The organism is uncultured Albimonas sp. (genome assembly GCF_963977235.1).
GTDB lineage: Bacteria > Pseudomonadota > Alphaproteobacteria > Rhodobacterales > Rhodobacteraceae > Albimonas.
Map to the genome: position 1 here is coordinate 235012 of NZ_CAXBOD010000001.1, position 23029 is coordinate 258040.

The 23029-nt window shown below is 71.8% G+C and carries 17 protein-coding genes and 1 tRNA gene; 4 read left to right on the forward strand and 14 right to left on the reverse strand.

Translation table 11 applies throughout. The annotated features are described in order from the left end of the window. Positions 1–5: 5 nt before the first annotated feature. Complete coding sequence (locus AAC134_RS01130; RefSeq protein WP_339947193.1) at positions 6–1448, reverse strand: hypothetical protein; 1443 nt, start codon at positions 1446–1448, stop codon at positions 6–8. A gap of 44 nt (positions 1449–1492) precedes the next feature. Further along, entirely contained in the window at positions 1493–2212 is a 720-nt protein-coding gene (locus AAC134_RS01135; protein WP_339947194.1) for a polysaccharide biosynthesis/export family protein, read from the reverse strand. Between the two features lie 465 nt (positions 2213–2677). On the opposite strand from AAC134_RS01135, the gene AAC134_RS01140 reads away from it, so the two are divergent. The 3 genes from AAC134_RS01140 (at position 2678) to AAC134_RS01150 (ending at position 4224) form a co-directional block, all read left to right on the forward strand. Beyond that, positions 2678–3322, forward strand: coding sequence for a sugar transferase (locus tag AAC134_RS01140; protein WP_339947195.1), 645 nt, complete (start codon positions 2678–2680; stop codon positions 3320–3322). Positions 3323–3512: 190 nt separating this feature from the next. Then, a tRNA-Gly gene (locus tag AAC134_RS01145) sits at positions 3513–3587 on the forward strand. 172 nt (positions 3588–3759) lie between these two features. Then, on the forward strand, positions 3760–4224 hold the full coding sequence (locus AAC134_RS01150) for a DUF4174 domain-containing protein (RefSeq protein WP_339947196.1): 465 nt from the start codon (positions 3760–3762) through the stop codon (positions 4222–4224). 356 nt (positions 4225–4580) lie between these two features. Here the strand turns inward: AAC134_RS01150 and folD are convergent, their stop codons facing one another. Genes folD through AAC134_RS01165 form a run of 3 tightly spaced genes read right to left on the reverse strand, consistent with a single transcriptional unit; the run spans position 4581 to position 6541 of the window. Next, positions 4581–5504 carry a bifunctional methylenetetrahydrofolate dehydrogenase/methenyltetrahydrofolate cyclohydrolase FolD gene (gene folD / locus AAC134_RS01155; protein WP_339947197.1) on the reverse strand — a complete coding sequence of 308 codons (924 nt, stop codon included), beginning with the start codon at positions 5502–5504 and terminating at the stop codon, positions 4581–4583. A 45-nt stretch (positions 5505–5549) separates the two neighbouring features. Next, positions 5550–6008 carry a preQ(1) synthase gene (gene queF / locus AAC134_RS01160; RefSeq protein ID WP_339947198.1) on the reverse strand — a complete coding sequence of 153 codons (459 nt, stop codon included), beginning with the start codon at positions 6006–6008 and terminating at the stop codon, positions 5550–5552. A 35-nt stretch (positions 6009–6043) separates the two neighbouring features. Then, on the reverse strand, positions 6044–6541 hold the full coding sequence (locus tag AAC134_RS01165; RefSeq protein ID WP_339947199.1) for a hypothetical protein: 498 nt from the start codon (positions 6539–6541) through the stop codon (positions 6044–6046). Between the two features lie 478 nt (positions 6542–7019). Between AAC134_RS01165 and AAC134_RS01170 the strand changes: the two genes are divergently transcribed. Beyond that, positions 7020–8039, forward strand: coding sequence for an NADPH:quinone oxidoreductase family protein (locus AAC134_RS01170; RefSeq protein ID WP_339947200.1), 1020 nt, complete (start codon positions 7020–7022; stop codon positions 8037–8039). An 80-nt stretch (positions 8040–8119) separates the two neighbouring features. Here AAC134_RS01170 and AAC134_RS01175 read toward each other — a convergent pair whose 3' ends face one another. From AAC134_RS01175 to AAC134_RS01215, 9 genes are all read right to left on the reverse strand, one after another. Continuing rightward, positions 8120–10534 carry a xanthine dehydrogenase family protein molybdopterin-binding subunit gene (locus tag AAC134_RS01175; protein ID WP_339947201.1) on the reverse strand — a complete coding sequence of 805 codons (2415 nt, stop codon included), beginning with the start codon at positions 10532–10534 and terminating at the stop codon, positions 8120–8122. Continuing rightward, positions 10531–11049, reverse strand: coding sequence for a (2Fe-2S)-binding protein (locus AAC134_RS01180; RefSeq protein ID WP_339947202.1), 519 nt, complete (start codon positions 11047–11049; stop codon positions 10531–10533). Before AAC134_RS01180 ends, AAC134_RS01175 begins: the two co-directional genes overlap by 4 nt. Continuing rightward, complete coding sequence (locus AAC134_RS01185; RefSeq protein WP_339947203.1) at positions 11046–11927, reverse strand: FAD binding domain-containing protein; 882 nt, start codon at positions 11925–11927, stop codon at positions 11046–11048. The genes AAC134_RS01180 and AAC134_RS01185 overlap by 4 nt, the downstream gene beginning before the upstream one ends. A 112-nt stretch (positions 11928–12039) precedes the next feature. After that, positions 12040–14016, reverse strand: a complete 1977-nt coding sequence (locus AAC134_RS01190) for a hydantoinase B/oxoprolinase family protein (protein WP_339947204.1) — start codon at positions 14014–14016, stop codon at positions 12040–12042. Between the two features lie 3 nt (positions 14017–14019). Then, on the reverse strand, positions 14020–16047 hold the full coding sequence (locus AAC134_RS01195; protein WP_339947205.1) for a hydantoinase/oxoprolinase family protein: 2028 nt from the start codon (positions 16045–16047) through the stop codon (positions 14020–14022). A 138-nt stretch (positions 16048–16185) separates the two neighbouring features. Continuing rightward, complete coding sequence (locus AAC134_RS01200; protein ID WP_339947206.1) at positions 16186–17157, reverse strand: helix-turn-helix domain-containing protein; 972 nt, start codon at positions 17155–17157, stop codon at positions 16186–16188. A 253-nt stretch (positions 17158–17410) separates the two neighbouring features. Continuing rightward, on the reverse strand, positions 17411–19219 hold the full coding sequence (locus AAC134_RS01205) for a hydantoinase B/oxoprolinase family protein (RefSeq protein WP_339947207.1): 1809 nt from the start codon (positions 19217–19219) through the stop codon (positions 17411–17413). 17 nt (positions 19220–19236) lie between these two features. Continuing rightward, entirely contained in the window at positions 19237–21297 is a 2061-nt protein-coding gene (locus AAC134_RS01210) for a hydantoinase/oxoprolinase family protein (protein ID WP_339947208.1), read from the reverse strand. Between the two features lie 331 nt (positions 21298–21628). Continuing rightward, entirely contained in the window at positions 21629–22999 is a 1371-nt protein-coding gene (locus AAC134_RS01215; protein ID WP_339947209.1) for an aspartate aminotransferase family protein, read from the reverse strand. Positions 23000–23029 lie beyond the last annotated feature (30 nt).

Consider the following 23029-nt stretch of genomic DNA (forward strand, 5'->3'; position numbering starts at 1 on the left):
GCGGTTCAGGGCAGCAGCGTGAAAGCGTGGGTCAGGGTCAGGCCGACGCGATGCGAATCGTCCTCGTCGTCGATGTCGCCCAGCGGCATGCGGAAGTCGTAGGCCAGCCGCAGCCCGGTGTCCTCGGTCAGGCGATAGCTGTAGCCGGCCCCGGTCGAGATCACCACGTCGGCGTCCGCCCCGTCGTCGCGATAGCCGCTGCCCAGCGAGAAATCGATCGTCGAGAAGGTGTTGACCTGCTGCCGGAACGCAGCCCTGTAGTCGACGGCCAGCGTTTCCTCCGAGGCGCCCGTCGACCCGGAATCGAGCGGCGTCTCGATCCCCGCGCGGATGGAGGAGGTCAGCGAGCTGGTCGCAGAGATCCGCTGCGTCAGCGAAGCGCTGATCGAGGTGCGGTTGACCGCGTCGCCGTCGTCGTTGGGCGACACGTCCTGGCTCAGCGAGAACGCGGTCCGCACGTTGTCGTAGGCGTAGCTCATCCCCGCCGCCACGCGCAGCCCCAGGCTGTAGCCGACGTCGGGCGCGAGCCCCCCGCCCGGCAGCCGCTGCTTGCGGTCGGAGATCGAGTACTGCGGGCCCACCGACAGGTTGAAGGTGCGGTTCGGCGTGGCCGCGTAGGTCAGGTTCGGCGACAGGCTGATCGTGTAGGTCTCGGTGTCGAGCTCGCCCTCGGCCTTCAGCAGGCTGCCGTTGAAGCTCAGCCCGGCCGCGAGGCGCGACGAGATCTGCCGCTGCCATCCCGTCGCCATCGAGAACTGGTTCGAGGGGGTCTGGCTCCGCCCGCCATCGACGAAGTCGCGCCGCTGCACGGTGAAGCCGACGTTGGAGGTGTCGCGGGAGTTTATCCGCTCGTTGTAGGAGAAGCTGACCCCGTAGATCGTGCGGATCGCGTCGAGACTGTCGACCGAGGCGTTGGGCGTGCCCGGGTCGGGATCGGTCGGGTCGATCGGCGTCGGCTCGGCGCCCGGATCGAAGAAGGACCCCCCGTTGAAGTCCAGCGTGTCGACGGGCTGGGCCGAGCCGAAGGCGGTCAGCTGGATCGCGCTGCGCCGCCCGTTCAGCTGGTAGCCGGCCGTCAGGTCCGGAAACAGCCCGCTGATGTTGTCGTTGTCCGAGCCGGTGTAGGCGTCATAGTCGATGTTGCCGCCGAAACTGAGCAGCGAGGTCGAGGTCTCGTCGGTGTAGTTGATCGCAAGCCGCGAGCGCGATCCCAGCGCCGCCTCGCCGTCATTGCCCCCGCCGACGCCATTGTTGCGGTCGACCTGCAGGTTGGTGTCGCCGAGGAAGGTCTGGCTCAGCGTCCCGGTCAGCGTGCGGTCGCCGGCGCCCGAGGGCGCGGCCGCCAGCGCCGCCGCCGCGGCGACGCCGAACGCCGCCCCGCCCTGCGCGAGGCGACGCGCCCGGCGGCGGCGGTCGGCGGTGGATTGCCCCGTCATGGCGCGTCGCACCTCGCTGGTCTCCGGCTCGGGCTTTGGGCTGGAGGGCGGTCGCCTCAGTCCCACAGGCCGCGCTCGGGGGCGAAGATCACGTCGCCTTCCTCGATGACCTCGTTGTTGGTCACGGGCAGCCCGTCCTCGACCCGCTCGAAGTTGAACAGGATCACCGATTCCACCCCGTTCTCGTCGCGACGGCGCAGCTGGATGCGGTCGGTGGCGGCGAAGGGGCTGGGTCCGCCGGCCATGGCCAGCGCCTCGATCAGGGTGATCTCGCGGTCCGATTCGATCGGACCGGGGCGGGTCACCGCGCCCATCGCGTAGAATCGCACCGGCTCGTCCAGCGCGTTGTCCCCGGCCAACGGCGCCAGGCCCGCCACCGCGACGGTGATCGTGGGTTCGACCGCAAAGCCCGAGGCGAAGGCCCGGGTCAGCTGGGCCTCGACATCCGCGGTGGAGCGGCCGGAGACGAAGACCGAGCCCGCGATCGGCAGCGAGATCCGCCCGTCGGGCAGCACCAGCACCTGGGTGCTGAGGCTCGGGTCCTCGAGCACCGAGATCGCCAGGCGGTCGCCGACCCGAATCTGGTAGGGCTGGCCTTCCTCGACGATGCCGGCCTCGGACTCGGGCAGGCCCATGTTGGCGCGCACCGTGGATGCGTCCGTGGTCGGCGCCGGCGTGGCGGCGGACGGCGTCTGGCTGAGCGGCGCGCCGACCTGGGCCGACGCCGGAACCGCGAGCAGGAGAACACCTGCAATCAGAAAAGCCTGCTTGAACAAGACCTCGCCCCTCGTTGTTCCTCTCGTGCTTTAACAAGGCGTTCTGACGCGAATCGGGGCGGGTTTCCATTCAAATCTATGGCGAAAGGATGGGATTCGGCCTGCGAGGGTCCCGGCGTGACCCTCGCGCCGCACTTTCGCCCCGTTCATCCTGCGTTTCGTGCGGAACCGGCCTGGCGCAGAAGCGCGCAGGCGTCGCCATCGGGGCGCCAATCGACCGCAGAGCACGGAGGTTTCACCACTTTTTGGGATGAATACACCGTTAACAGCGGGAATATGCGTTGTGCGGGGCGGCATTTTATGGAAACGTTCATCTAACGCCGCCGCGTATGGGGATGCGGCGATCGCCCGGGCTTTGGGCGAGCGGCGCTGCAAGGGTTTGCATGGCCGAAGCGTTGGGGTATCTGGGGGTTATCATCGGTGCTGCACCACGCTGCTTTCCACCAATCGGGCGAGACCGGATCCGTGTCGGCACGTGATCTGATGAACGCGGGAACCCGGGAAGGGTTCTACGTTCGGCACGGCAAGCGGGCGCTTGATCTGTTTCTGTGCCTGCTGGCGATGCCGGTGGCGGGTCCGCTGATCCTGCTGTTCTCGCTGCTGGCGCGGATCGACGGCGGCCCGGGCTTCTACGGGCAGGCGCGCGTCGGCCGGGGCGGCCGACTGTTCAAGTGCTGGAAGATCCGCACCATGGTCGTGGGCGCGGACGAACGGCTCGAGGCCTATCTCGCCGAGAACGCCGACGCCCGTCGCGAGTGGGACGTCAGCCAGAAGCTGCGCCAGGATCCCCGCATCACCGCCTTCGGTGGCTTCCTGCGGACCACCTCGCTCGACGAGCTGCCGCAGCTGTGGAACATTTTCGTCGGCGACATGTCCTTCGTCGGCCCGCGCCCGTTCACCCCGGTGCAGACCGACATCTACAACGGCATGAGCTACTATGCGCTGCGCCCGGGGCTCACCGGCTCCTGGCAGGTCGGCGCGCGCAACGACTCCAGCTTCGCCACCCGCGCGATCCACGACAGCACCTACGCCCGCCGCGTCTCGCTGTGGCTGGACCTCGGCATCTTGGTGCGCACCGCCCGCGTGGTGCTGGAGCGCACGGGCCGCTGAACCCGCGCTCCAACGACGTCGTCCAGACGCCGCCGAGGCTCTCGCCCGGCGGCGTTTTCCGTTGCATTGCAGCGATCTGGCCCCTGCGCCCGCCTGTCGCAACCCGAGCCGCGAAGATGACGCCACGCCGGGGTCCGACCCCTCTTGCACCCTCCAGCGAATCTCTGTAGATCACCGCTCACCCAAGGACGCGGGCGTAGCTCAGGGGTAGAGCACAACCTTGCCAAGGTTGGGGTCGTGAGTTCGAATCTCATCGCCCGCTCCAATATCTCTCCGTTTCGGGGAGGGTGGGACACGAAAAGGCCGGTCGGCGACGACCGGCCTTTTTCGTTGCGACCTCTCTCTTCGCCGCGCTGAACTTCGCGTGACCTCGCTGGCCCCGGCGCCGGGGCGCCGCACCTCTCCTCTCGACCGCGACAGCCGAGAGGGAGCGCTCGATGCCCAAAGCCTCCGTTGATCCCCGCCGCCGCGCCGCCCTGGGCGGGCGGCTCTGCGCCGGTCTCGCCTTGGCGCTGGCCCTCGCGCCCGTCGCGCGGGCCGAGCCGGTCGAGCCGGCCGATCCGCGCCCGATGCCCGCCGACCTCGACGCCCTGCGTCGGGAAGCGCGACCGGTGCTGGTGTTTGCGGACTCGCCGCGCGATCCGGACTACCTCGGCCAGATCGAGGCGCTGCAGGCCGCGGCCCCAGGTCTGGCCGAGCGCGACATGGTCGTGCTGGTCGACGCCGATCCCGCGGCGGGCGGGCCCCTGCGCAAGGCGATGGAGGTGGAGGGGTTCGCCACGGTGCTCGTGGGCAAGGACGGCGGCGTGAAGCTGCGCGAGCCGCATCCCGTGGCGCCGCTGGAGCTGTTTGCTCTCGTCGACCGGATGCCGATGCGGCGCCGCGAGATGCAGGCCGACTGACCGGCTGCCCGCCGGGGAAGCGCCGCGCGACGCGCGCGCCCGGGACAGACCGGACGCTCGCGGCGCGGGCCCGGCCGGCCGCCGCCTTGCGGGCGACCCGGGACCCCGCCCGAGGCGCGACCGGACTTCGGGCTCGCGCACGGGGCCCGGGCCCGACCCGGGGCCCTGCCACGGCAGCCGACGGCGCCGGGCAGAGAGGCGGGCGCCGGGCGCGCGTGGCGGTCTTGCGCCACCCACGGGCGTCCGGGCGGCGCCGCCTGCCACAGGCCGCAACACCGCGCCCGGCCGGGACCGCGCCGCGAGCGCAGGGCCGGCCACGCGGCGCCCGCGTCGCGCGGCGCTTCCAGAGGGTCGGATCAGTAGGCGAGGTCCGCCGGGGGGGCGAGGCCGGCCTGGCGGCTCGCCGCGATCACCGTGTTGGCCAGCAGGCAGGCGATGGTCATCGGCCCGACGCCGCCCGGCACCGGGGTGATCGCGCCCGCAACCTTCGCGGCCGAGTCGAAGTCGACGTCGCCGACCAGCCGCACGCGGCCCTCGCCGCGCTCGGGCGCCGGGATGCGGTTGATGCCCACGTCGATCACCGTCGCGCCCGGCTTGACCCAGTCGCCCTGCACCATTCGCGGCCGGCCCACCGCCGCCACCAGGATGTCCGCCCGCCTGCACACCTCCGCGAGGTCCCTGGTGCGCGAGTGGGCGAGCGTGACCGTGCAGTTCTCCCGCAGCAGCAGTTGCGCCATGGGCTTGCCCACGATGTTCGAGCGGCCGACCACCACCGCCTCGAGCCCCGAGAGGTCGCCCAGCGCCTCGCGCAGCATCATCAGGCAGCCGAGCGGCGTGCACGAGACCATCGCGTCCATCCCCGTCGCCAGCCGGCCCACGTTCTGCACGTGGAAGCCGTCGACGTCCTTCTCTGGCGCGATGGCGTCGATCACCTTGTCGGCGTCCATGTGCGCGGGCAGGGGCAGCTGCACCAGGATGCCGTGCACCGCGGGGTCGGCGTTCAGCCGCGCCACCAGGGCCAGCAGATCGGCCTCGGGCGTTTCCGCGGGCAGCTTGTGCTCGACCCCCTGCATTCCCGCCTCGGCCGTCGCCACCCCCTTGTTGCGCACGTAGACCTCGGAGGCCGGGTCCTCGCCCACCAGCACCACCGCCAGGCCCGGGGTCACGCCCTGCGCCTTCAGCGCGGTCACGTGGCCGGCGATGCGCGCGCGCAGGCTCGCGGCGAAGGCCTTGCCGTCGATGATGCGGGCCGGGGCGCGGGCGGAGGTCTGCTGATCCATGAAGCTCTCCTGGAGGATGCGGGAGCGGGAGGGCGCGGGCGAGGCTCAGCCCCGGCCGCGATAGGGGGGAACGCCCTGGTCGGGCAGCCACAGGCCCTCGGGGGGGCTGCCGGTCTGCCAGAACACGTCGATCGGGATGCCGCCGCGGGGATACCAGTAGCCGCCGATGCGAAGCCACAGGGGCTTCGCCGCCTCGGCCAGCCGCCGGCCGATGCCCACGGTGCAATCCTCGTGGAAGGCGCCGTGGTTGCGGAAGCTGGTCAGGAACAGCTTCAGCGACTTCGATTCGATCAGGCTCGCGTCCGGGACGTAGTCGATCACCAGGTGGCCGAAGTCCGGCTGGCCGGTGACCGGGCACAGCGAGGTGAACTCGGGCGCCGCGAAGCGCGCCGCGAACAGCGTGCCCTGCTGGGGGTTGGGGACCACGTCGATGACCGCCGCCTCGGGGGAGGCGGGGGTCTCGACCGTGCGGCCCAGGGAGGTGATCTCGCTCAGCTCGGGCATCGGGGCCTCCGGATCGGGGCGCGCTGGAAGGGGGACTACTTGAAGTAGACGCGGTGGGACCAGGTCTCGCCGTCGGTGAGGGTCAGCGACTCGAAGTCCATCAGCTGCAGGACGTCGAACAGGGTGGCCGTCGCCTCGATCCCCTGGTCCTTGAAGAAGGGCGAGTTGCGCAGCGAATAGGTCATCTGCGCCAGGATCGCGCGGGCGCGGAACAGCGTCTTGAACGCCCCGTCGTCGAGCCCGACCATGATCAGCCGGCGCGAGCCTTCGCCCTTGGCGAAGATCGCGAAACGGGGGTTGGCCGGCGCCTCGAGCTGGGCGGTGGTGATCATGGTCACGAAGGTCTCGCGGGTCAGGGGATCGGCGGCGGGGCCGTCGATCATCTCGCGGTCGAACTCCTCCTCGGAGGTGACCGGGGGGTAGTAGTAGCCCTCCTGAGAGTCGGCGCGCGTCGGGGCGGAGAGGCCCAGCGCCAGCACGGCGACGGCCACCAGGGGGCAGGCGAGGGGGAGGCGGGGGAGGCGGTGAGGCATCTGCGATCTCCAGGACGCGCGGCGGGGCAGGCGGGACGGGTTCGGCGGACGACGTCTTTCTACGCCGGTCGGGCCGCCGCGGAAAGCCGCGAGCGCCGGGGGACGGCGCGGGGAGCCTGCGCCGGAGCGGGTTGGGGCGCGAGGCCGAATCCGACGCGATGGCGCGAACCGGCGACGGTCGCGCCGCCCCCGGACGCGCCTCCCGCCCGCCCACCCCGGCGCGCCCGGGGGCGGCGCGCCCGGCGCCTGCAATGCGCGGGCGGCCAGGGTCGGAGGGCGCAGGCGTCAGAGCCGGGCGCGGACCCCTGCGCGGATCCCCAGGCTGGCCCGGCGCGGATCGAGGGCGCCCCCGCTCGGCCCCCGCGGCATCGTCGCAGGACCCGCGACGTTGACCCCGCCGGGCCCCGCGTCGAGAGTCCCTCCCGACCGGCCGGTCGACAACCGGCCAAAGCAACCCCCCCGCAGGAGGATCCCCCGAATGGCGCCGACGATGCCCGCCGTGATCTGCGAAAGCTGGCGGCCCTACGACGAGATGGAGCTGAAGCAGGTCCCGGTCCCCGGCCCGCTCGCCCCTGGCGAACTGCGCATCGGCGTCTCCCACGCCGCCGTCTCCTGGGCCACGACGCTGGTGGTCGAGGGCAAGTACCAGCGCAAGCCGACGTTGCCGTTCTCGCCCGGCGCCGAGGTCTCGGGCACGGTGCTCGAACTCGGCGAGGGGCCCCTCGACACCCCCCTCCAGGTTGGCGACCGGGTCTGCGCGGCGCTCGACTGGGGCGGCTATGCGGGCCAGGTCGTGGTCCACTCGCGCCACGCCTACGCGATCCCCGAGGGGCTCGACGCCGGCGCGGCGGCCGGCGTCCCGATCTCCTGGATGACGGCCTATGGCGGGCTGGTCTGGCGGGCGAAACTACAGCCCGGAGAGAAGGTGCTGGTCCACGGCGCCTGCGGCGGCGTCGGCCTGCCCGCGGTCGACATCGCCCGCGCCATGGGAGCCGAGCCCTTCGCCGTGGTCCGGGGCGAGGCCAAGGCCGAGTTCCTGCGCAAGCGCGGGGTCGAGCATGTGATCGACTCGACCACGACCTCCTTCCGCGACTATGTGGCCGAGGCCACCGACGGCCGCGGCGTGAACGTCGTCTACGACACCGTGGGCGAGAAGGTGTTCCACGACTCGCTGCGCTGCCTGGACGTGGGCGGGCGCCACATCGTGATCGGCTTCGTGGGGGGCGGCATTCCCTCGGTCCCCGCCAACATCCTGCTGCTGAAGAACATTCACGTGGCCGGCTTCAACATGGGCCAGCACGTCGGCTGGGGCGTGAAGGACGAACGCGAGCGCTGGGCCGGCGACTACCGCGCCGGGGTCGAGCAGCTGATGACCTGGTGGTCGGCCGGCAAGATCCAGCCGGAGGTCTACGCCACCCTCCCCCTCTCGCAGTTCCGCGAGGGCATGAAAATGGTCACCGACCGCGACGCCATCGGCCGGGTCCTGCTGACCCTCTGAGCGCCGGGGAGACCTGGGGCGAGCGCGCCCCGGCCTGGCGGAGATCCGACCGCGCGAGGGCGCCCCGGCGGCGGCCGGGGCTAGCCCCGCCCCCGCATCAGCGCCAGCAGCCGCGGCGGGGTCAGGGGCAGGCTCGCGACGGCCGCGCCGGTGGCGTTGGCCACCGCGCAGGCGATGGCGGCCGGCACATTGAGGATCGGCGCCTCGCCCGCCCCCTTGATGCCCAGCGGACCCAGCGAGGGGCCGCCCTCGTGCAGGATCGTCTCGACCGCGGGCGCGTCCAGCGCGCCGGGGATGCGATAGGTTTCGAACCCGGTCTGGAGGATCGCGCCGCGCGCGTCGAGGCTCGCCTCCTCGTGCAGCGCATAGCCCAGGCCCTGCACCACGCCCCCCTGGACCTGGCCGCGCACCGCGCGCGGGTTCAGGGCGAGGCCGACGTCCTGCGCCGCGCGATAGGCCAGCACCTCGACATGGCCGGTGTCGGGATCGACGGCGACCTCGGCCTCGTGGACCGCGTGGACGGGGATGTCGATCGCCTCGATGAAATGGCCCGCGGCGCAGCCGGGCAGGGAGGGCTCGCCCGGCGCGGTGAAGGCGCCGTGGCCCGCGACCGGGCCGCGGGTGGACTGCAGGCGGGCGACCACCTCGGGCAACCCCACGCCGGCGCCGGGAGAGGCGGCGATCTCGACCCGGCCGCCGCGCAGGACCAGCCCCTCGGCCGGGGTCTGCAGCATCTCCGAGGCGGCCTCCAGCAGCTGCCCGCGCACCGCCGCGCAGGCCTCGAGACTGGCCGCGCCGAGCGAGACCGTGGTCCGACCCCCGCCCACGCCCATGTCGAGCCCGCTGGCGTCGGTGTCGGCCTGGCGCACCACCACCTTCCCCGGCGGGATGCCAAGCTGGGCGGCCACGATCTGGGGCAACCCCTGGGCCATGGAGCCCGAGCCGATCTCGACCCCCGCCGTGACCAGCGTGGCCGAGCCGTCGTCATGCAGATGCACCGTGGCCGAGGACGGCCCCACGAAGACGAACCACGTCCCCACCGTCCGCGCCCGGCCATAGAGCCGCCCGTCGGGCAGCCGCCCCGACAGCCCCACAGGCGCGCCGGGCGCGCGGGAGGCGGCCGAGGCCCCCTCCATCCGGTCGAGCATGTCGCCCAGCACGTTGCCGCGGAACACCTGGCCGGTGGCGCCGATGTCGCCCTCGCCCACCACGTTGGCCCGGCGGAAGGCGATGGGGTCCAGACCCAGCTCGGCGCAGATCTCGTCGGTGTGCCGCTCGAGCGCGAAGGTGCAGTAGACGCCGTTGCAGGCCCGGAAGGCGCCGTTGGGGGGCGTGTTGGTGTAGACCGCTTTCGTGACCAGCCGGGCCGCGCCCAGCCGGTAGTTCCCGCCCAGCGTGTGGGCGGTCATCGTGGTCAGGAACACCTGCTCGCCGCCATAGGCGCCGCAGTCCATCAGCACCTCGGCCTCGCGCGCGGCGATGGCGCCCGAGGGGTCGATGGCCGAGCGGATGCGGATCTCGGCGTTCTCGCGGCAGAGGCAGGTCGCGGCCTCCTCGGGGCGCGAGAGCTCGAGGGCCACCGCGCGGCCGGTCCTGCGGGCGAGGATCGCGGCGATCGGCTCGACGGTGCAGTCGAACTTCAGGCCGAAGCCTCCGCCCACGGGCGGAACCGTCACCCGCACGGCCGAGGGGGCGAGGCCCATCACCGTGGCGGTGACCCGGCGCACGGTCCAGGGCGCCTGGGTCGAGCATTCCAGGTGCACGCGCCCGTCCTCCCACCGCGCGATCGCCGCCCGCGGCTCGAACGGCACGTGGGACTGGCGGCCGACGCTGTAGCGGCTTTCGACGATGCGCACGTCGGGGCGGGCGAAGGCCGCGTCGACCTCGCCGCGGTCGACGCGGGCCTCCCAGGCGATGTTGTCGCGGCGGTTGCCGCCCTCGGCCAGGGTCTCGTAGCTGCGCCAGTCGGGGTGGACGAGGCGGGCGCCGGGGGCGATGGCCTCGGCCAGAGTCAGCGCGGCGGGGTCGGGGGCGATCTCGACCTCGATGACCGCAAGCGCGGCGCGCGCCTGCTCGAGGGTGTCTGCGGCGACGGCGGCCAGCGCCTCGCCGGGGTGGCGGACGTGGCCGCGGGCGAACAGCGGGTGGTCGGCGACGCCGATCCCGTGCAGGCCGGGCGCGTCCCGGGGGCCGACGACGCCGCGCACGCCGGGCATGGCGCGGGCGGGGGCGAGGTCGAGCTTCACGATCCGCCCCGCCGGCCCCTCGGCCCGCAGGATCGCGGCGTGCAGCATCCCCGCCCCGATCCGGTCGATGGTGTAGCGGGTCCGCCCCAGCAGCTTGTCGCGCGCGTCGCGGCGCGGCAGGTCCATCACGGTCGCCGAGGCGACGGCGTCGGCAGACGCGGCGCCAGACACGGCGTCGCCAGACACAGCGGCGCCAGACGGGGCGGCGTCGGGAGCGGCGGGGGGCGCCGAGGCGTCGGGGGCGGTCATCGGGCGGCCTCCTTCCGGTCGGCTTCGGGGCGCAGCGCGCGCAGGGCGGCGTCCAGGATCCGCTCGTAGCCGGTGCAGCGGCACAGGTTTCCGGTCATCGCCTCGCGGATCGCCTGGCGATCCATCCCGGGGGCGGCTTCCAGCACCGGGGCCAGCGCCATCACCATGCCGGGAAAGCACATGCCGCACTGGACCGCGTCCTCCTCCAGCATCGCGCGCTGGAGAGGGGTGGGCAGCGCCTCGCCCGGCCCCTCGGCCAGGTCGTCGGAGGAGGTCGCGTTGCGCCCCAGCCCCTCGATGGTGGTGATCTCGGCGCCCTCCAGCAGGCCCACCGGGGTCAGGCACGAGAGGCGCGGCTCGCCGTCCACATGCACGGTGCAGGCGCCGCAGAACCCCTCGCGGCAGACGGCCTTGGCGCCGGTCAGGCCCAGGTCGCGGCGCAGCAGGTCCACCAGCGGCGTCATCGGGTCGAGGTCGAGGGCGAGCGGTTCGCCGTTCACGCGAAGGCGGGTCATGGCGCGCCCTCCGGGGCGAGGGCTGCAAGGGCTGCGAGGGCGCGGCGGACCAGGGCGGGCAGCACCTCGACCCGGTACCAGCCCGGCGCGTCGACCCCCTCGCGCGGGGAGAAGCCGTCGAGCAGCCCGCGGGCGATCTCCGCGCCCGCGGCGGGGTCGAGCGGGGCGCCCTCCAGCGCCGCCTCCAGCTCCGGCCAGCGGCGGGCGACCGGTTCGACCGAGCCGACGGCGATGACGGGGCGGAGCAGGCGGCCGTCCGCGACCCCCGCGGCCAGCGAGACGATGGCGACGGGGTAGTCGCCGGCCGCGCGCAGGGGCAGGCGGGCGTGGGCGCCGACCCGCCCGGGCCGGCGCGCGATGCGCACGCCCGCGACCAGCGCGCCGGGCAGCAGCGCCTCGCGCCGCGCCAGGAATTCGGCCAGCGGCAGCCGGCCGGGGCCCGACAGACGCTCGAGGTCCACGTCCGCCTCCAGCGCCAGCAGGGCGCAGGCGAGGTCGGCGGCCGGGAACGCCTGCGCGCAGAGGTTGCCGCCCAGGCTCGCCGCCCGGCGCACGCCGGGGTTGGCCGAGGCCCCGGCGGCCAGCGCCAGGGGGGCCAGGTCGGGGATCCCCGCCAGCGCCTGGGCCAGGCGCGTGTGGCTGACCGCGGCGCCGATCTCGGCGGCCTCGGGCGTCAGGTCCAGCCGCTGCAGCGCGGCGATGCCGTGAAGCGAGGCGAAGGCGCCCGACAGCGTCTCGCCCCGCAGCGGCGCGCGCATCAGCCAGGTGCCGCCCGCCAGCAGCCGCGCGCCCGCGGCCTGCGCCTCGAGCGCCGCGGGGATCGTGGCGGGGGTCAGCAGCGTTCGCGGCTCGGCCGCGCGGGAGAGGGCCTGGGGCATCCGGCGTCCTTCAACGAGGGGGCGAAGGGCGCCCCCCTCGGGGGGCGCGCGTGTCAGGGGCGCGGCGCAGGTCCGACGCCCCGGCGCAGGGCCGGGACGCCGGGCCCAGGGCTCAGGCCGCGGCGGCCTCGGGCCAGTGGGCCACGGTCCGCTTCTCGAAGCTCTCGCGGAACTGGGCGGTGGTCTTGGGCAGCAGCTCGCCGGTGTTCCAGTCGAGGATCACGGCGTAGCGGCGCAGCACGTCCATCGCGTCGATCTCGCCGGCCTGGTAGCGGGCCGCGACCTCGGCCGGCTCGCTGCGGGCCCAGGCGACGCGGTTGGCGCGGATCTCGGCGCGGGCCGCCTCGGTCGCGGCCTCGTCCACCTCGAACGCGCACAGGTCCGCGTCGACCTCCCGGATCACCACCCCATAGTCCAGCGCCGCCCGGCGGATCGAGACATAGTCGTCGATCACGTCCACCAGCACCCTTTCGGGATCCCGCTCCAGCGGATCGCCGAAGCCGCCGCCGCCGGCGGTGGGCCTCGCGAACACGTCCCCCGTCTTGACCGTGTAGTTCGAGAACACCGAGCCGAGCCAGACGTCCTCGCCCGTCTCGGCCGGCGTCAGGGTCAGCCCGTGGGGGATCGAGGGCAGGCCCCCCTCCACCCCCCAGACCACCGCCCGCTCGCGGTCGCAGATGTAGGACATCACCGCGGAGTCGCTCTGCAGCAGGGTCGAGGTCTTCTGCACTCCGGCGCCGCCGCGCCACTTGCCGGGTCCCGCCGAGTCGCGGAGGATGTCGAACCGCTCGGTCCGGGTGGGGTTCACCCGCTCGTTGCCCTCGTTGGGCTGGGACATCAGGCCGGTGCCGAAACAGGCGGTGGTGGTGTCCGAGCCGTCCTTGCCGTTGCGCCCGCCCCAGCCGCCGGGCAGCCACTCGTAGAACATGAACATCGGCTTCTCGGGCTTGCGCAGGTCGCGCCCGCCGCACAGCAGATATTCGAGGTTGAAGGCGCAGGCGATGGCGCGCTCGGGCATGATCTGGGACCACATCTCGAAGATCGCGTTCATGATCTTCTCGAACGGCATCAGGAAGCCGGTGACGGCCGTCGGCCACTCGGCCGCGACGATGGACCCCGGAGGCGCCTTGACCGAGATCGCCCGGTAGAAGCCCGAGTTCAGCGGCAGGTCGGGGAAGAAGGTCTTGGTCCCGGCCACCACCGCCGAGAAGGTCGCGCCGGGCGCGGAGTTGTACATCGAGGCGATGGTCGGGTGGGACCCCTCGAAATCAAAGAGGATCTCGTCGCCCTTGATCGTCATCTTGATGCGGATCGGGATCATCCCCTCGCCCTGCGACAGGTCCCGGTCGATGTAGTCCACCGTCTCCCAGGTCCCGTCGGGCAGGGCGGCGATCCGCTGGCGCATGGCCCGCTCGACGTAATCCTGCACCTCGGCCATGCCCTGGGTGACCTGGTCGCGCCCGTACTTGCGCACCAGCCGCAGCACGTCGCGCTCGGCCACCTGGGTCGCCTGCGCCTGGGAGTGGATGTCCCCGATGATCGAGGCCGGGTCGCGGGTGTTGTTGGCGATCAGGTCCGCCACGTCCCGGCAGAACCGCCCGCCGTGGAACAGGCGCACGGGAGTGATCCGCACCGCCTCGCCGAACATCTCGCGCGACATCACGTCGAACGAGCCCGGCACCGTGCCGCCGAGGTCCGACCAGTGGCCGTTGGACTGCGAGAAGCCGATCAGCGCGTCGTCGTCGAAGATCGGCCGCACCAGCCGCACGTCCGAGAAGTGGGTGCCGCCCGCGTAGGGGTCGTTGATCGCGTAGACGTCGCCGGGCAGCATCTCGCCCTCGAAATACCGCAGCACGTCCTTGCAGGTGTAGTGCAGGGTGCCGACGTGCACCGCAATGTCCTGGTTGCCCTGCGCGACCGAGTTCCCCTCGGCGTCATGCAGACCGTTCGAGAAATCGCGGTTGTAGATCACGAAGGAATAGCAGGTGCGCAGCATCCGCTCGGCCATCTGGTCGACCGAGGTGATGAAACTGTTCTTGAGCACCTCGAACGTGACCGGGTCGAGGCTCTGGGTCTTGAGGTCGTCCATGGGTCAGCCCTTCATCCGGATCAGCAGGTTGGCGTAGCGGTCGACCTCGGCGGTCGAGCCGGGCGGCACCACGATGGTCGAGTCGAACTGCTCGACCACCGCCGGGCCGTCGAAGCTGGCCCCCGCGCTGAGGTCGTCGCGCCAGTAGAGGGCGGCGTCGCATTTCTCGCCCTCGAACCAGGCCGGGCGGGTTCCCGTGGGTTCGGGCGTGTGGGGCCGCGGCTCGGACGAGGGCAGGTCCGCCTTGGGCACCACGCCGGTGGCCTTGACCGCCACGCGGAAGATCGACACCGGCGCGTCGTCGCGGCGGAAGTTGTATTCGCGCGCATGTTCGGCGTGGAAGGCGTCGATCAGGTCGCCGACATTGTCGATCTTCGCCGGCGCGTTGACGCCGAGCGAGCGCCACTGCCCGGCGTACATCATCTCGACCGTGCGCTGCAGGACCATGTCCCCGGGCGCGACCCCCTCGTGGGCCAGCCGCTCGGCGGCCTCGGCTTCGATGGCGGCGAAGGCGGCCTCCATGTCGGCGGGGTCGGTCGAGCCGGCGTCGGCCATGAAGTTGTCCGAGTAGTCGTGCTGCACGTCCACCAGCAGGCAGCCCAGCGCCGATGTGACGCCCGGGTTCGGCGGCACGATCACGGTGGGGATCGACAGCTCCCTCGCCACCGCCGCCCCGTGCAGGGCCCCGGCGCCGCCGAAGGCCACCAGCGCGAAGTCGCGCGGGTCGTAGCCGCGGGCGATGGACAGCAGCCGCACGGCGTTGGCCATGTTGGCGTTGGCGACCTGGACGACGGCCTCGGCGGCCTCGTGCAATTCCATCCCGAAGGGCTCGGCGACCGTCTCGCGCACCGCCGCCTCGGCCTTCGCGGCGTCGAGCGTGATCTTGCCCCCCGCCAGCGACGTGCCCAGCCGCCCCAGCACCACGTTGGCGTCGGTGTTGGTGGCGGTCTCGCCGCCCTGGCCATAGCAGGCCGGGCCCGGAACCGCGCCGGCCGACTGCGGGCCGTTGCGCAAGCTGCCGCCCTCGTCCTTCCAGGCCATCGAGCCGCCGCCGGCGCCGATGGTCAGCACCTCGATCGAGGGGAAGCGAATCGGGTAGCCGTATTCGACATACCAGTCCTTGGTGATCCGCGGCTCGCCCTCATAGACCAGCGAGACGTCGGTCGAGGTCCCGCCCATGTCGAAGCCGATGGAGTTCTGGTAGCCGCACAGCCCCGCGATGTAGCGCGAGGCGATGGCCCCCGCCGCGATCCCCGATCCCGCCAGCCGGGCCGAGAAATCCTTCACCGAGCTGGGCGTCATCACGCCCCCCCCGGTGTGCAGCAGCAACAGGTCGCGGTCGTAGCCGCCCTCGGCCAGCTTCTGCCCCAGCCGGTCGACGTAGGAGACCACGACCGGCGCCACCACCGCGTTGGCCATGGTGGTCGAGAACCGCTCATGCTCGAAGATCTCGGGCATCACCTGGCTCGAGATCGAGACGGCGACCTCGGGCATCGCCGCTTTCAGGATGGCGGCCATCTTCTGCTCGTTCTCGCCGTTGACGTAGGAGTTCATGAAGCACACCGCGATCGAGGCGACGCCGCGCTTGCGCAGCACCTCGGCGACGCGGCGGGCGTCGTCCTCGTTCAGCTCGACCAGCACCTTGCCGTCGGCGTCCACCCGCTCGCGCACCGTCAGGCGGTCGCGGCGCGCGATGTAGGGCTTGGCGACGTCCTTGTAGGTGTCCCAGAGGTCCTCCTTGTTGGCGCGCCGGATCTCGACCACGTCGCGGAACCCCTCGGTGCAGACCATCGCCGCGCGCGGCAGGCGCCGGGTGATCAGCGCGTTGGTCGCGACCGTGGTCCCGTGGGAGAACATCGACACGTCCGAGAGGTCGACCTCGGCCTGGCCGATGCCGTCCATGATCGCCTGCATCGGATCGTCGGGGGTCGAGGCGATCTTCTCGATGCGGATCGCGCCCGAGGTCTCGTCCATGATGCAGATGTCGGTGAATGTGCCGCCGACGTCGACGGCCACGCGGGTGGTCTTCATCGTCCCTCCTGGGGTCTGTGCGGCCGGCGCGCGGACGCGCGCGGGCCCTGCCGCCGGCGCGGGGGCGCTGGCGGAGCGATCGGAATTCGTGTCCGGGATGACGCCGGCCGGCCCGTCAGGCGGGACGGCCGGCGGGTGTCAGGCCGCGCCTCCGCCGCCCGCCTCGCGTTCGGCGGCGGCCGCGCGCCGCGTCTCGGTCGGGGTGCAGCCAAAGCGCGTGCGATAGAGGCGCGAGAACCGCGACTGGTCCGAGAAGCCCCAGCGGTAGGCGATCTCGGCGACCGAGACGGCGCGCGCGGCGCGCAGCTCCTCGGCGCAGCGGTTCAGGCGCTTGTCGCGGATGAAGCCGATGATCGACTGCTCCCGCTCCGAAAACAGCCGCTGCAGGTAGCGCAGCGAGATCCCGCAGGCCTCGGCGACCTGCGCCGGGCCCAGATCGGGGTCCTTGAGGTTGTCGCGGATATACTGCTCGGCCCGGTGCAGATGCGCCGCCCGGATCGAGGAGACGTTGGAATCCAGCACCCGCTCGTCCGAGCGGATCGACAGGCACAGAAGCTCGAGCAGGTGCAGCCCCGCGGCCTCGCGCGCCGAGGGGCTCAGGTGGTCGACATGCGCCCCGGTGGTGCGGACCATGTCCACGAAGTAGCTCGCCACGCCCGAGGTCGCATCGAAGTTCAGCGCCGCGATCCGGTCGGTCGGCCCGATGCGCGAGCGCACCAGCGCCGAGGGCGCCTTGAGCACCCACAACGAATTCGGCTTGCCGTGCCAGAACTCGTAAGGCGCGTCGCCCCGCTCCACCAGGAAGCCGCCCGGCGCGCAGCTGGTCGAGCGCGAGCCCTGGGAGAACCCCACCTCGGCCAGCTCGGGGATGGTGATCAGCAGGCTCGAGTCGGTCTCCTGCAGGAAGTGCCGCCGGTGGCGGCGATACAGCAGCCCGTCGCAGCTGTTGCGCGAGATGGCGATGTCGCCCAGCGACCAGCCCTCGAGCGTGCCGCGGAAGCTGTTGGTGTTGCGGAATTCCACGTCGAGCGGAAAGTAGGTCGTCGAGACGGCGCGGCGCCAGTCGCTGGCCGCGCTCCCCGATCCGTCTTGCTGCACCGTGTACTTCATGGGCGATCCCTGTCGGCGGCGGGCCTGTCCGCCAGCTCCAACCCTAAAGGTCCGTATCACGGACTCGGCTCTCGGGGCCGTTGGTCCGGACGTTAAGTCTGGGCCGCGCCGCCCCGGATGGGAAGCGCGATCCGCCTTGTCGAGGATCACGATACGCCCATTTCACGCCTGTTCTTGGTCGAAAGCGCCCAAAAAGATGACCGTGGCCGGCCCGGCGCCCACGGACAGGGCGCGCTGGGCCGGGCGGGCGCGATCAGGCGCTCCGCAGACGGGCGGTCTCCGCGGCGTCCACGCGCCAGACGTCGGCCTCCTCGCCCGGCGTCAGGGCCACGCGGTAGACCGTGCGCGCGGTCTCGCGGTCCAGCCAGCCGCGGTTGACCGAGCCCGCCACCCGTGCGGGGTCGCGCGCCAGCGGGTCGCCGTAGCCGCCGCCCCCGCAAGCGGCGAACTCGATCTTCTGGCCGGCGGCGATCACCTCCTCGGCGAAGGCGGGCAGGACTTCCCGGTCCTCGCCTGCGACGCGGATCGAGGCGCTGGCCCCGCCCGGGCCGCCGCCCAGCACGCCCTTGGGGGGCGTGTGGGTGCCGTCGGCCGCGTAGATGATCGTCATGTCGTGGTCGAGCGGGTAGAACACGCCCCCCATCGCCGGCGCGCCTTCGAACTCCCCGAACCCCTGGGAGCCGGGGATCACGCCGCGCCGCTCGATGACGATGGGATACATGCTCTCGTCCATCTCGACGCTGTCGAGCTGGATCAGCCCCGCATTGGCCGAGCCGCAGAAGGTCAGCCAGCCGTCGTGGCCGTGCACCGCGCCGCCGCCGCCGTAGCCCACGAAGATCTGGTTCACGTAGCCCTTGCCGTTCTTCCACGGGTCCGCGCCCGAGATCACGCCGACGCCCGCCGGCAGGTGGCCCGCGCTCTCGGCCCGCCCGTAGGGCGCGCCCATGCCTGAGAACACCGCGTCGCCCGCCACCATCAGCCGGTCGTTGACGTTGGTGGTCGCGACCGAGGTCCCCACCGGGTATTTCGGCTTGCCCACGACCGAGCCCTCGCGCATCCGCACCCGCACGCGGGACTTGGCGCCCTCGTTATGCGGCACGCTTTCGGGCAGGTTGTTGAACACCCCGATGCGGCAGGAGCCGGTGCAGGTGTTCTCGCTGAGGTTCAGGCCGCCGGGGACGCAGTCGACGTTGTCGGTGACGTCGACCAGGATCTCGCCGGCCTCGGGATCGACCTCGATGGCCACCCGCACGGGGATGCCCTCGTCGGCGACGCCGGGGACGGGGTCGTGGCGGGTCTCGTAGGTGTAGCGGCCCGCGGGCAGCTTCGAGATCGCGGCCTTGGCCGAGCGCGCGCCGTAGTCGAACCAGTCCTGGATGAAGCCCAGCACGGTGTCGGTCCCGTAGCGCTCGCACAGGTCCATGATCCGACGCTCGCCGGTGCGGCAGGCGCCGATCTGGGCGCGCACGTCGCCCATCCACAGGTCCGGCACCCGGTTGCGCATCGCCCCGATCCGCAGGATGTCGGCTTTTTCCTTGTAGTTCCGGGCCATGCGGACCGCGGGGAAGTGCATCCCCTCCTCGAAGATGGTCTTGGCGAAGGGCAGGTAGGTGGACGGCGCCGGCGCGCCGGTGTCGGCGTGGTGGCTCAGCGCCACCACCCAGAACAGCGGGCGGCCGGCGACGAAGACCGGCATCGCCATGATCAGGTCGGCGTGGTGGGTGCCGCCGGTGTAGGGGCAGTTGTTGATGTAGATGTCGCCCTGTTCGATGTCGTCGAAGAGCTCGGTCAGCGGCCGGGTCGCGAGGTCCATGGACATCACGTGGATCGGCAGCGCGTCCTCGACCGTGACCAGCTCATGCTCCCAGGTCAGGATCGCGCAGGAGAAGTCGCGGGCGTTCTTGATCACCGCCGAGCGGGAGGCGCGCATGACCACCAGGGTCATCTCGCGCACGATCGCCTCGAACCGGCTTTTCAGCACCGACATCATGAAGGCGTCGATGCGCCGGGTCTCGCGCTCGGCGTCGCCGGAGAGGGAGTGGGTCTCGATATATCCGTCCATGGGGGGTCCTCCGGGGGTCAGGCGACGGCGACGACGAGGTTGCCGTGGGCGTCCACGCGGCCGTCGTGGCCGGCCTTGAGGTAGGCGGTGAAGGTGGCGGCCTCGAGCAGGGCCGGGCCGCAGATTTCCGCGTCAGCGCCTAGGCTTGCGAGGTCGAAGACCGGCAGCTCGCGCGGCCCGCCGGCGGCGTGGTCGTAGACCGGGCGGGAGGCTTTGGGCGCGGGCGCGCCCTGCTGGGGGGCGAGCGTGGCCTCCTTCCACTGGTCGCGTCCCCGGCGCAGGCCGATGGCGCGCAGCTTGAAGGCGGTGAACTCGACCACGTCGCCGTCCGAGCGGATCGAGTAGATGCGCTCGTGCATCCTGTGGAAGGCTTCGACCAGGGCGGGGAGGTCGGCGGCCGAGATGCGGCCGCCCGGCGCCTCGAACGGGGTCTCGATCTCGAAGCTCTGGAACTCGTAGCGGCCCATGAAGACGAACTCGTAGACGCGGTCTTCTTCAGGGATTCCCGCGGCTTCGAGGAAGCCGGCGCCCTGGGCGCGCAGCCTGGCGAGGGTGGCGTTGACCGCGTCCGCGTCGAAGGCCGCGTCGGAGGTCAGGCACACCGCCGCGTCCTCGCGCCGGATGTCCGAGATCAGGCCCCCGAAGGCCGAGAGGCCGGCCATGAAGCGGGGGACGACGTAGCGTTTCAGCTCGAGGATGTCGGCCATCTCGGCCATGTGGATGGCGGTGGCGCCGCCGCCGCAGACGAAGACCGAGTCGCGCGGGTTGATGCCCTCGCGCACCGTGATCTCCTCGATGGCGGCGACCATGTTGTGGTTCGAGGTGGTGTAGATCGCGTAGGCGGCCTCGGGGACGGTGACGCCCAGGCGGTCGGCGACCCGGGCGACGGCTTTCTCGGCCAGGTCTTTGCGAAGCTTCATCTTTCCGCCGAGGAAATAGTCCGGGTCGACGATGCCGAGCACCACGTTGGCGTCGGTGACGGTGGGCTCGGTCCCGCCCGCGTCGTAGCAGGCGGGCCCCGGCCGGGCTCCGGCCGAGCGGGGACCGACCCGCAGCAACCCGCCCTCGTCCACCCAGGCGATCGAGCCGCCGCCGGCCCCGACCGAGCGGACGTCGACCTTGGGAATCCCGAGGCTGTCGTCGTGGATCATGCCGTCAGGGGTGACGATGATCTTGTGGTCGCGCAGCGCCGAGACGTCGAAGGTGGTGCCGCCCATGTCGCCGACGATGATGTCGGCCTCTTCGCGCAGCGCCAGCGCGGCCATCGGGGCGAGGGTGGGGCCGGACATCACCGAGTAGATCGGTTTCGCCATCATCTCCGGGACCGGCATCATGCCGCCGACGCAGTTGGCGAGCAGGAGGTCGCCGGCGAAGCCTTCGGAGAGGAGGGCGGCGTTCAGCTTCTCGACGTAGGCGCGCACGATGGGGGCGATGGAGGCGTCGATGGCTGCCGCAATGGTGCGCTTGTATTCGCGCGGCATAGGGTTGATTTCATGGGACAAAGTGATGGGGATGCCGGGGAGCTCCTCCTCCAGCACCGCCTTCACGGCGAGCTCGTGGGCGGGGTTCACGACGGACCACAGCAGGCCCACGGCGACGGCCTCGACGCCCATCGAGCGGAACGCGCGTCCAGCCTCGCGGGCGTCGTCGAGGGACAGGGGGACCAGCTCGCGGCCGCGGGCGTCGATGCGGCCGGCGACGGAGCGGGTGAGGCGGCGGGGGACGTAGGGGTCCGGGTAATCGAGGCGGTATTGGAAGGCGCCTTTGCGGGGGCCCTCTCGCAGGACAAGGATGTCCTCGTGGCCCTTCGTCAGCAGCAGGCCGACCTTGACCGTCTTGCGCTCGACCAGGGCGTTGGTCGAGACGGTCGATCCGTGGACGATTAAATCAACTCGGTTGATAAAGTCGCCGAACGATTCTCCGTAGCCCTCGGCGGCGACTTTCAGAACGTTGAGAAATCCTTTCTCGAACTCGCCGGGGGTGGTCGGCGACTTGAAGATCGAGATCTCGCCGCCGCCGTCGGAGATGAGGCAGTCGGTGAAGGTGCCGCCGATGTCGATGCAGGCCTGGTAGGTCATGGGGGGTCCGGTCGCAGGGAGGAGAGCACGCAGGGCCGGCGGTCCGGCCCCATCGGGTGGGCGATTGGTCCGGACATGCGGGGACCGTCCCGTCGCGACAGGCGACAGGGGACGCGCCGGCGCGGGCGCGCGGTCGGTCAGGTCCGGAGAGATCCGGGGGGCCGGGGAGGACGGCCCGTCCGGGGATCGTCAGGCGGAGCCGGGGCTCGGCCGCGGGCGTCTCGGGGCCGGGGGCGCCGGCCGGGTCGGTCAGGGGCCGGGGGCGTCCCGGCGGGGGGCGGAGGGGCCGGGGGCCGGCCCCTCCGCGGAACTCGGGCGCAAGCCGGAGGGCTTACTTGCCGATGGTCTTGCGCACGTCCTCGAGGGCGCGGCCGAAGCGGGCGACGATGTCGATCGCCTGCTCCTCGGTGGTGATCAGGGGCGGGCAGAAGCAGACGCTGTCGCCCGAGGCGCGCAGGATCACGCCGTGGTCGTGGCCGGCCTTGAACACCGCCATGCCGACCTTGCCGTAGGGGTCGAACTTCGCCTTGGTGGCCTTGTTGTCGACCAGCTCGACGGCGGCGATCAGGCCGACGCCGCGGACCTCGCCCACCATCGGGTGATCGGCGAACTTCGCGAGCTCGCCGCGCATCGCCGCGCCGACGCGGGCGGCGTTGTCGACCAGGTTGCGCTCCTGGATCACCTTGATGTTCTCGACCCCGACCGCGGTCGCCACCGGGTGGCCCGAGGTGGTGAAGCCGTGGCCGAAGGTGCCGAGCTGCTCGGTCCCGTCGGCGATGCCCTGGTAGATCTTGTCGGAGAACACGATCGCGGCCAGCGGCTGGTAGGACGAGGTGATCTGCTTGGAGAGCACCAGCACGTCGGGCTGGATGTCGTAGGTCTCGCAGGCGAACATCTTGCCGGTGCGCCCGAAGCCGTTGATGACCTCGTCGGCGACCACGAGGATGTCGTACTTGCGGCAGACGGCCTGGACCTTCTGCCAGTAGCCCGCGGGCGGGACCAGCACGCCGCCGGCGCCGATCACCGGCTCGCCGATGAAGGCGGCGACGGTCTCGGGGCCTTCCTCGAGGATCTTGGCCTCCAGCTCCTCGGCGAGGCGGGTGGAGAACTCCTCCTCGGTCTCGCCTTCCTCGGCGAAGCGGTAGTGGTGCGGGGTCGAGACGTGCTTCATCTGCGGCAGCGGCAGGTCGAAGCCGCGGTGGTTCGCCGGCAGGCCGGTCAGCGAGCCCGAGGCGATGGTGATGCCGTGGTAGCCGTTGATCCGCGAGATGAACTTCTTCTTCTCGGGCCGCCCGATGGCGTTGTTGTAGAACCAGACCATCTTGACGACGGTGTCGTTGGCCTCGGAGCCGGAGTTGGTGAAATGCACCCGGTCGAGGCCGTCGGGGGTCATCTTCACCAGCATCTCGGCCAGCTCGACCGCGGGCTCATGAGTCTTGTGGGTGAAGGAGTGGCTGTAGGGCAGGACCTTGAGCTGTGCGATGGCCGCGTCGACCAGCCGCTTCTCGGAAAAGCCCAGGCCCACGGACCACAGGCCCGACATCGCCTCGATATACTTGTTGCCGGAGTCATCCCACAGGTGGATGCCCTCGCCCTTCGAGATCACGATCGGTCCGTCGCGCTCATGCGCGCGGGCGTTCGTGTAGGGGTGCAGCAGGTAGGCCAGGTCGCGCGCGGCGGTGGAGTTCGGCAGCATGTCCATCGGTTTCGTCCATTCAGCTTGGGACCCGCG

Excerpts from the sequence above, each read along its gene's own strand:
- AAC134_RS01170 (WP_339947200.1), top strand. The coding sequence starts at position 7,020 with ATGGCGCCGACGATGCCCGCCGTGATCTGCGAAAGCTGGCGGCCCTAC.
- AAC134_RS01190 (WP_339947204.1), bottom strand. The coding sequence starts at position 14,016 with ATGGACGACCTCAAGACCCAGAGCCTCGACCCGGTCACGTTCGAGGTG.
- AAC134_RS01195 (WP_339947205.1), bottom strand. The coding sequence starts at position 16,047 with ATGAAGACCACCCGCGTGGCCGTCGACGTCGGCGGCACATTCACCGAC.
- folD (WP_339947197.1), bottom strand. The coding sequence starts at position 5,504 with ATGGATCAGCAGACCTCCGCCCGCGCCCCGGCCCGCATCATCGACGGC.
- AAC134_RS01215 (WP_339947209.1), bottom strand. The coding sequence starts at position 22,999 with ATGGACATGCTGCCGAACTCCACCGCCGCGCGCGACCTGGCCTACCTG.
- AAC134_RS01205 (WP_339947207.1), bottom strand. The coding sequence starts at position 19,219 with ATGGACGGATATATCGAGACCCACTCCCTCTCCGGCGACGCCGAGCGC.
- AAC134_RS01150 (WP_339947196.1), top strand. The coding sequence starts at position 3,760 with ATGCCCAAAGCCTCCGTTGATCCCCGCCGCCGCGCCGCCCTGGGCGGG.
- AAC134_RS01165 (WP_339947199.1), bottom strand. The coding sequence starts at position 6,541 with ATGCCTCACCGCCTCCCCCGCCTCCCCCTCGCCTGCCCCCTGGTGGCC.
- AAC134_RS01185 (WP_339947203.1), bottom strand. The coding sequence starts at position 11,927 with ATGCCCCAGGCCCTCTCCCGCGCGGCCGAGCCGCGAACGCTGCTGACC.
- AAC134_RS01210 (WP_339947208.1), bottom strand. The coding sequence starts at position 21,297 with ATGACCTACCAGGCCTGCATCGACATCGGCGGCACCTTCACCGACTGC.
- AAC134_RS01175 (WP_339947201.1), bottom strand. The coding sequence starts at position 10,534 with ATGACCGCCCCCGACGCCTCGGCGCCCCCCGCCGCTCCCGACGCCGCC.
- AAC134_RS01200 (WP_339947206.1), bottom strand. The coding sequence starts at position 17,157 with ATGAAGTACACGGTGCAGCAAGACGGATCGGGGAGCGCGGCCAGCGAC.
- AAC134_RS01180 (WP_339947202.1), bottom strand. The coding sequence starts at position 11,049 with ATGACCCGCCTTCGCGTGAACGGCGAACCGCTCGCCCTCGACCTCGAC.
- queF (WP_339947198.1), bottom strand. The coding sequence starts at position 6,008 with ATGCCCGAGCTGAGCGAGATCACCTCCCTGGGCCGCACGGTCGAGACC.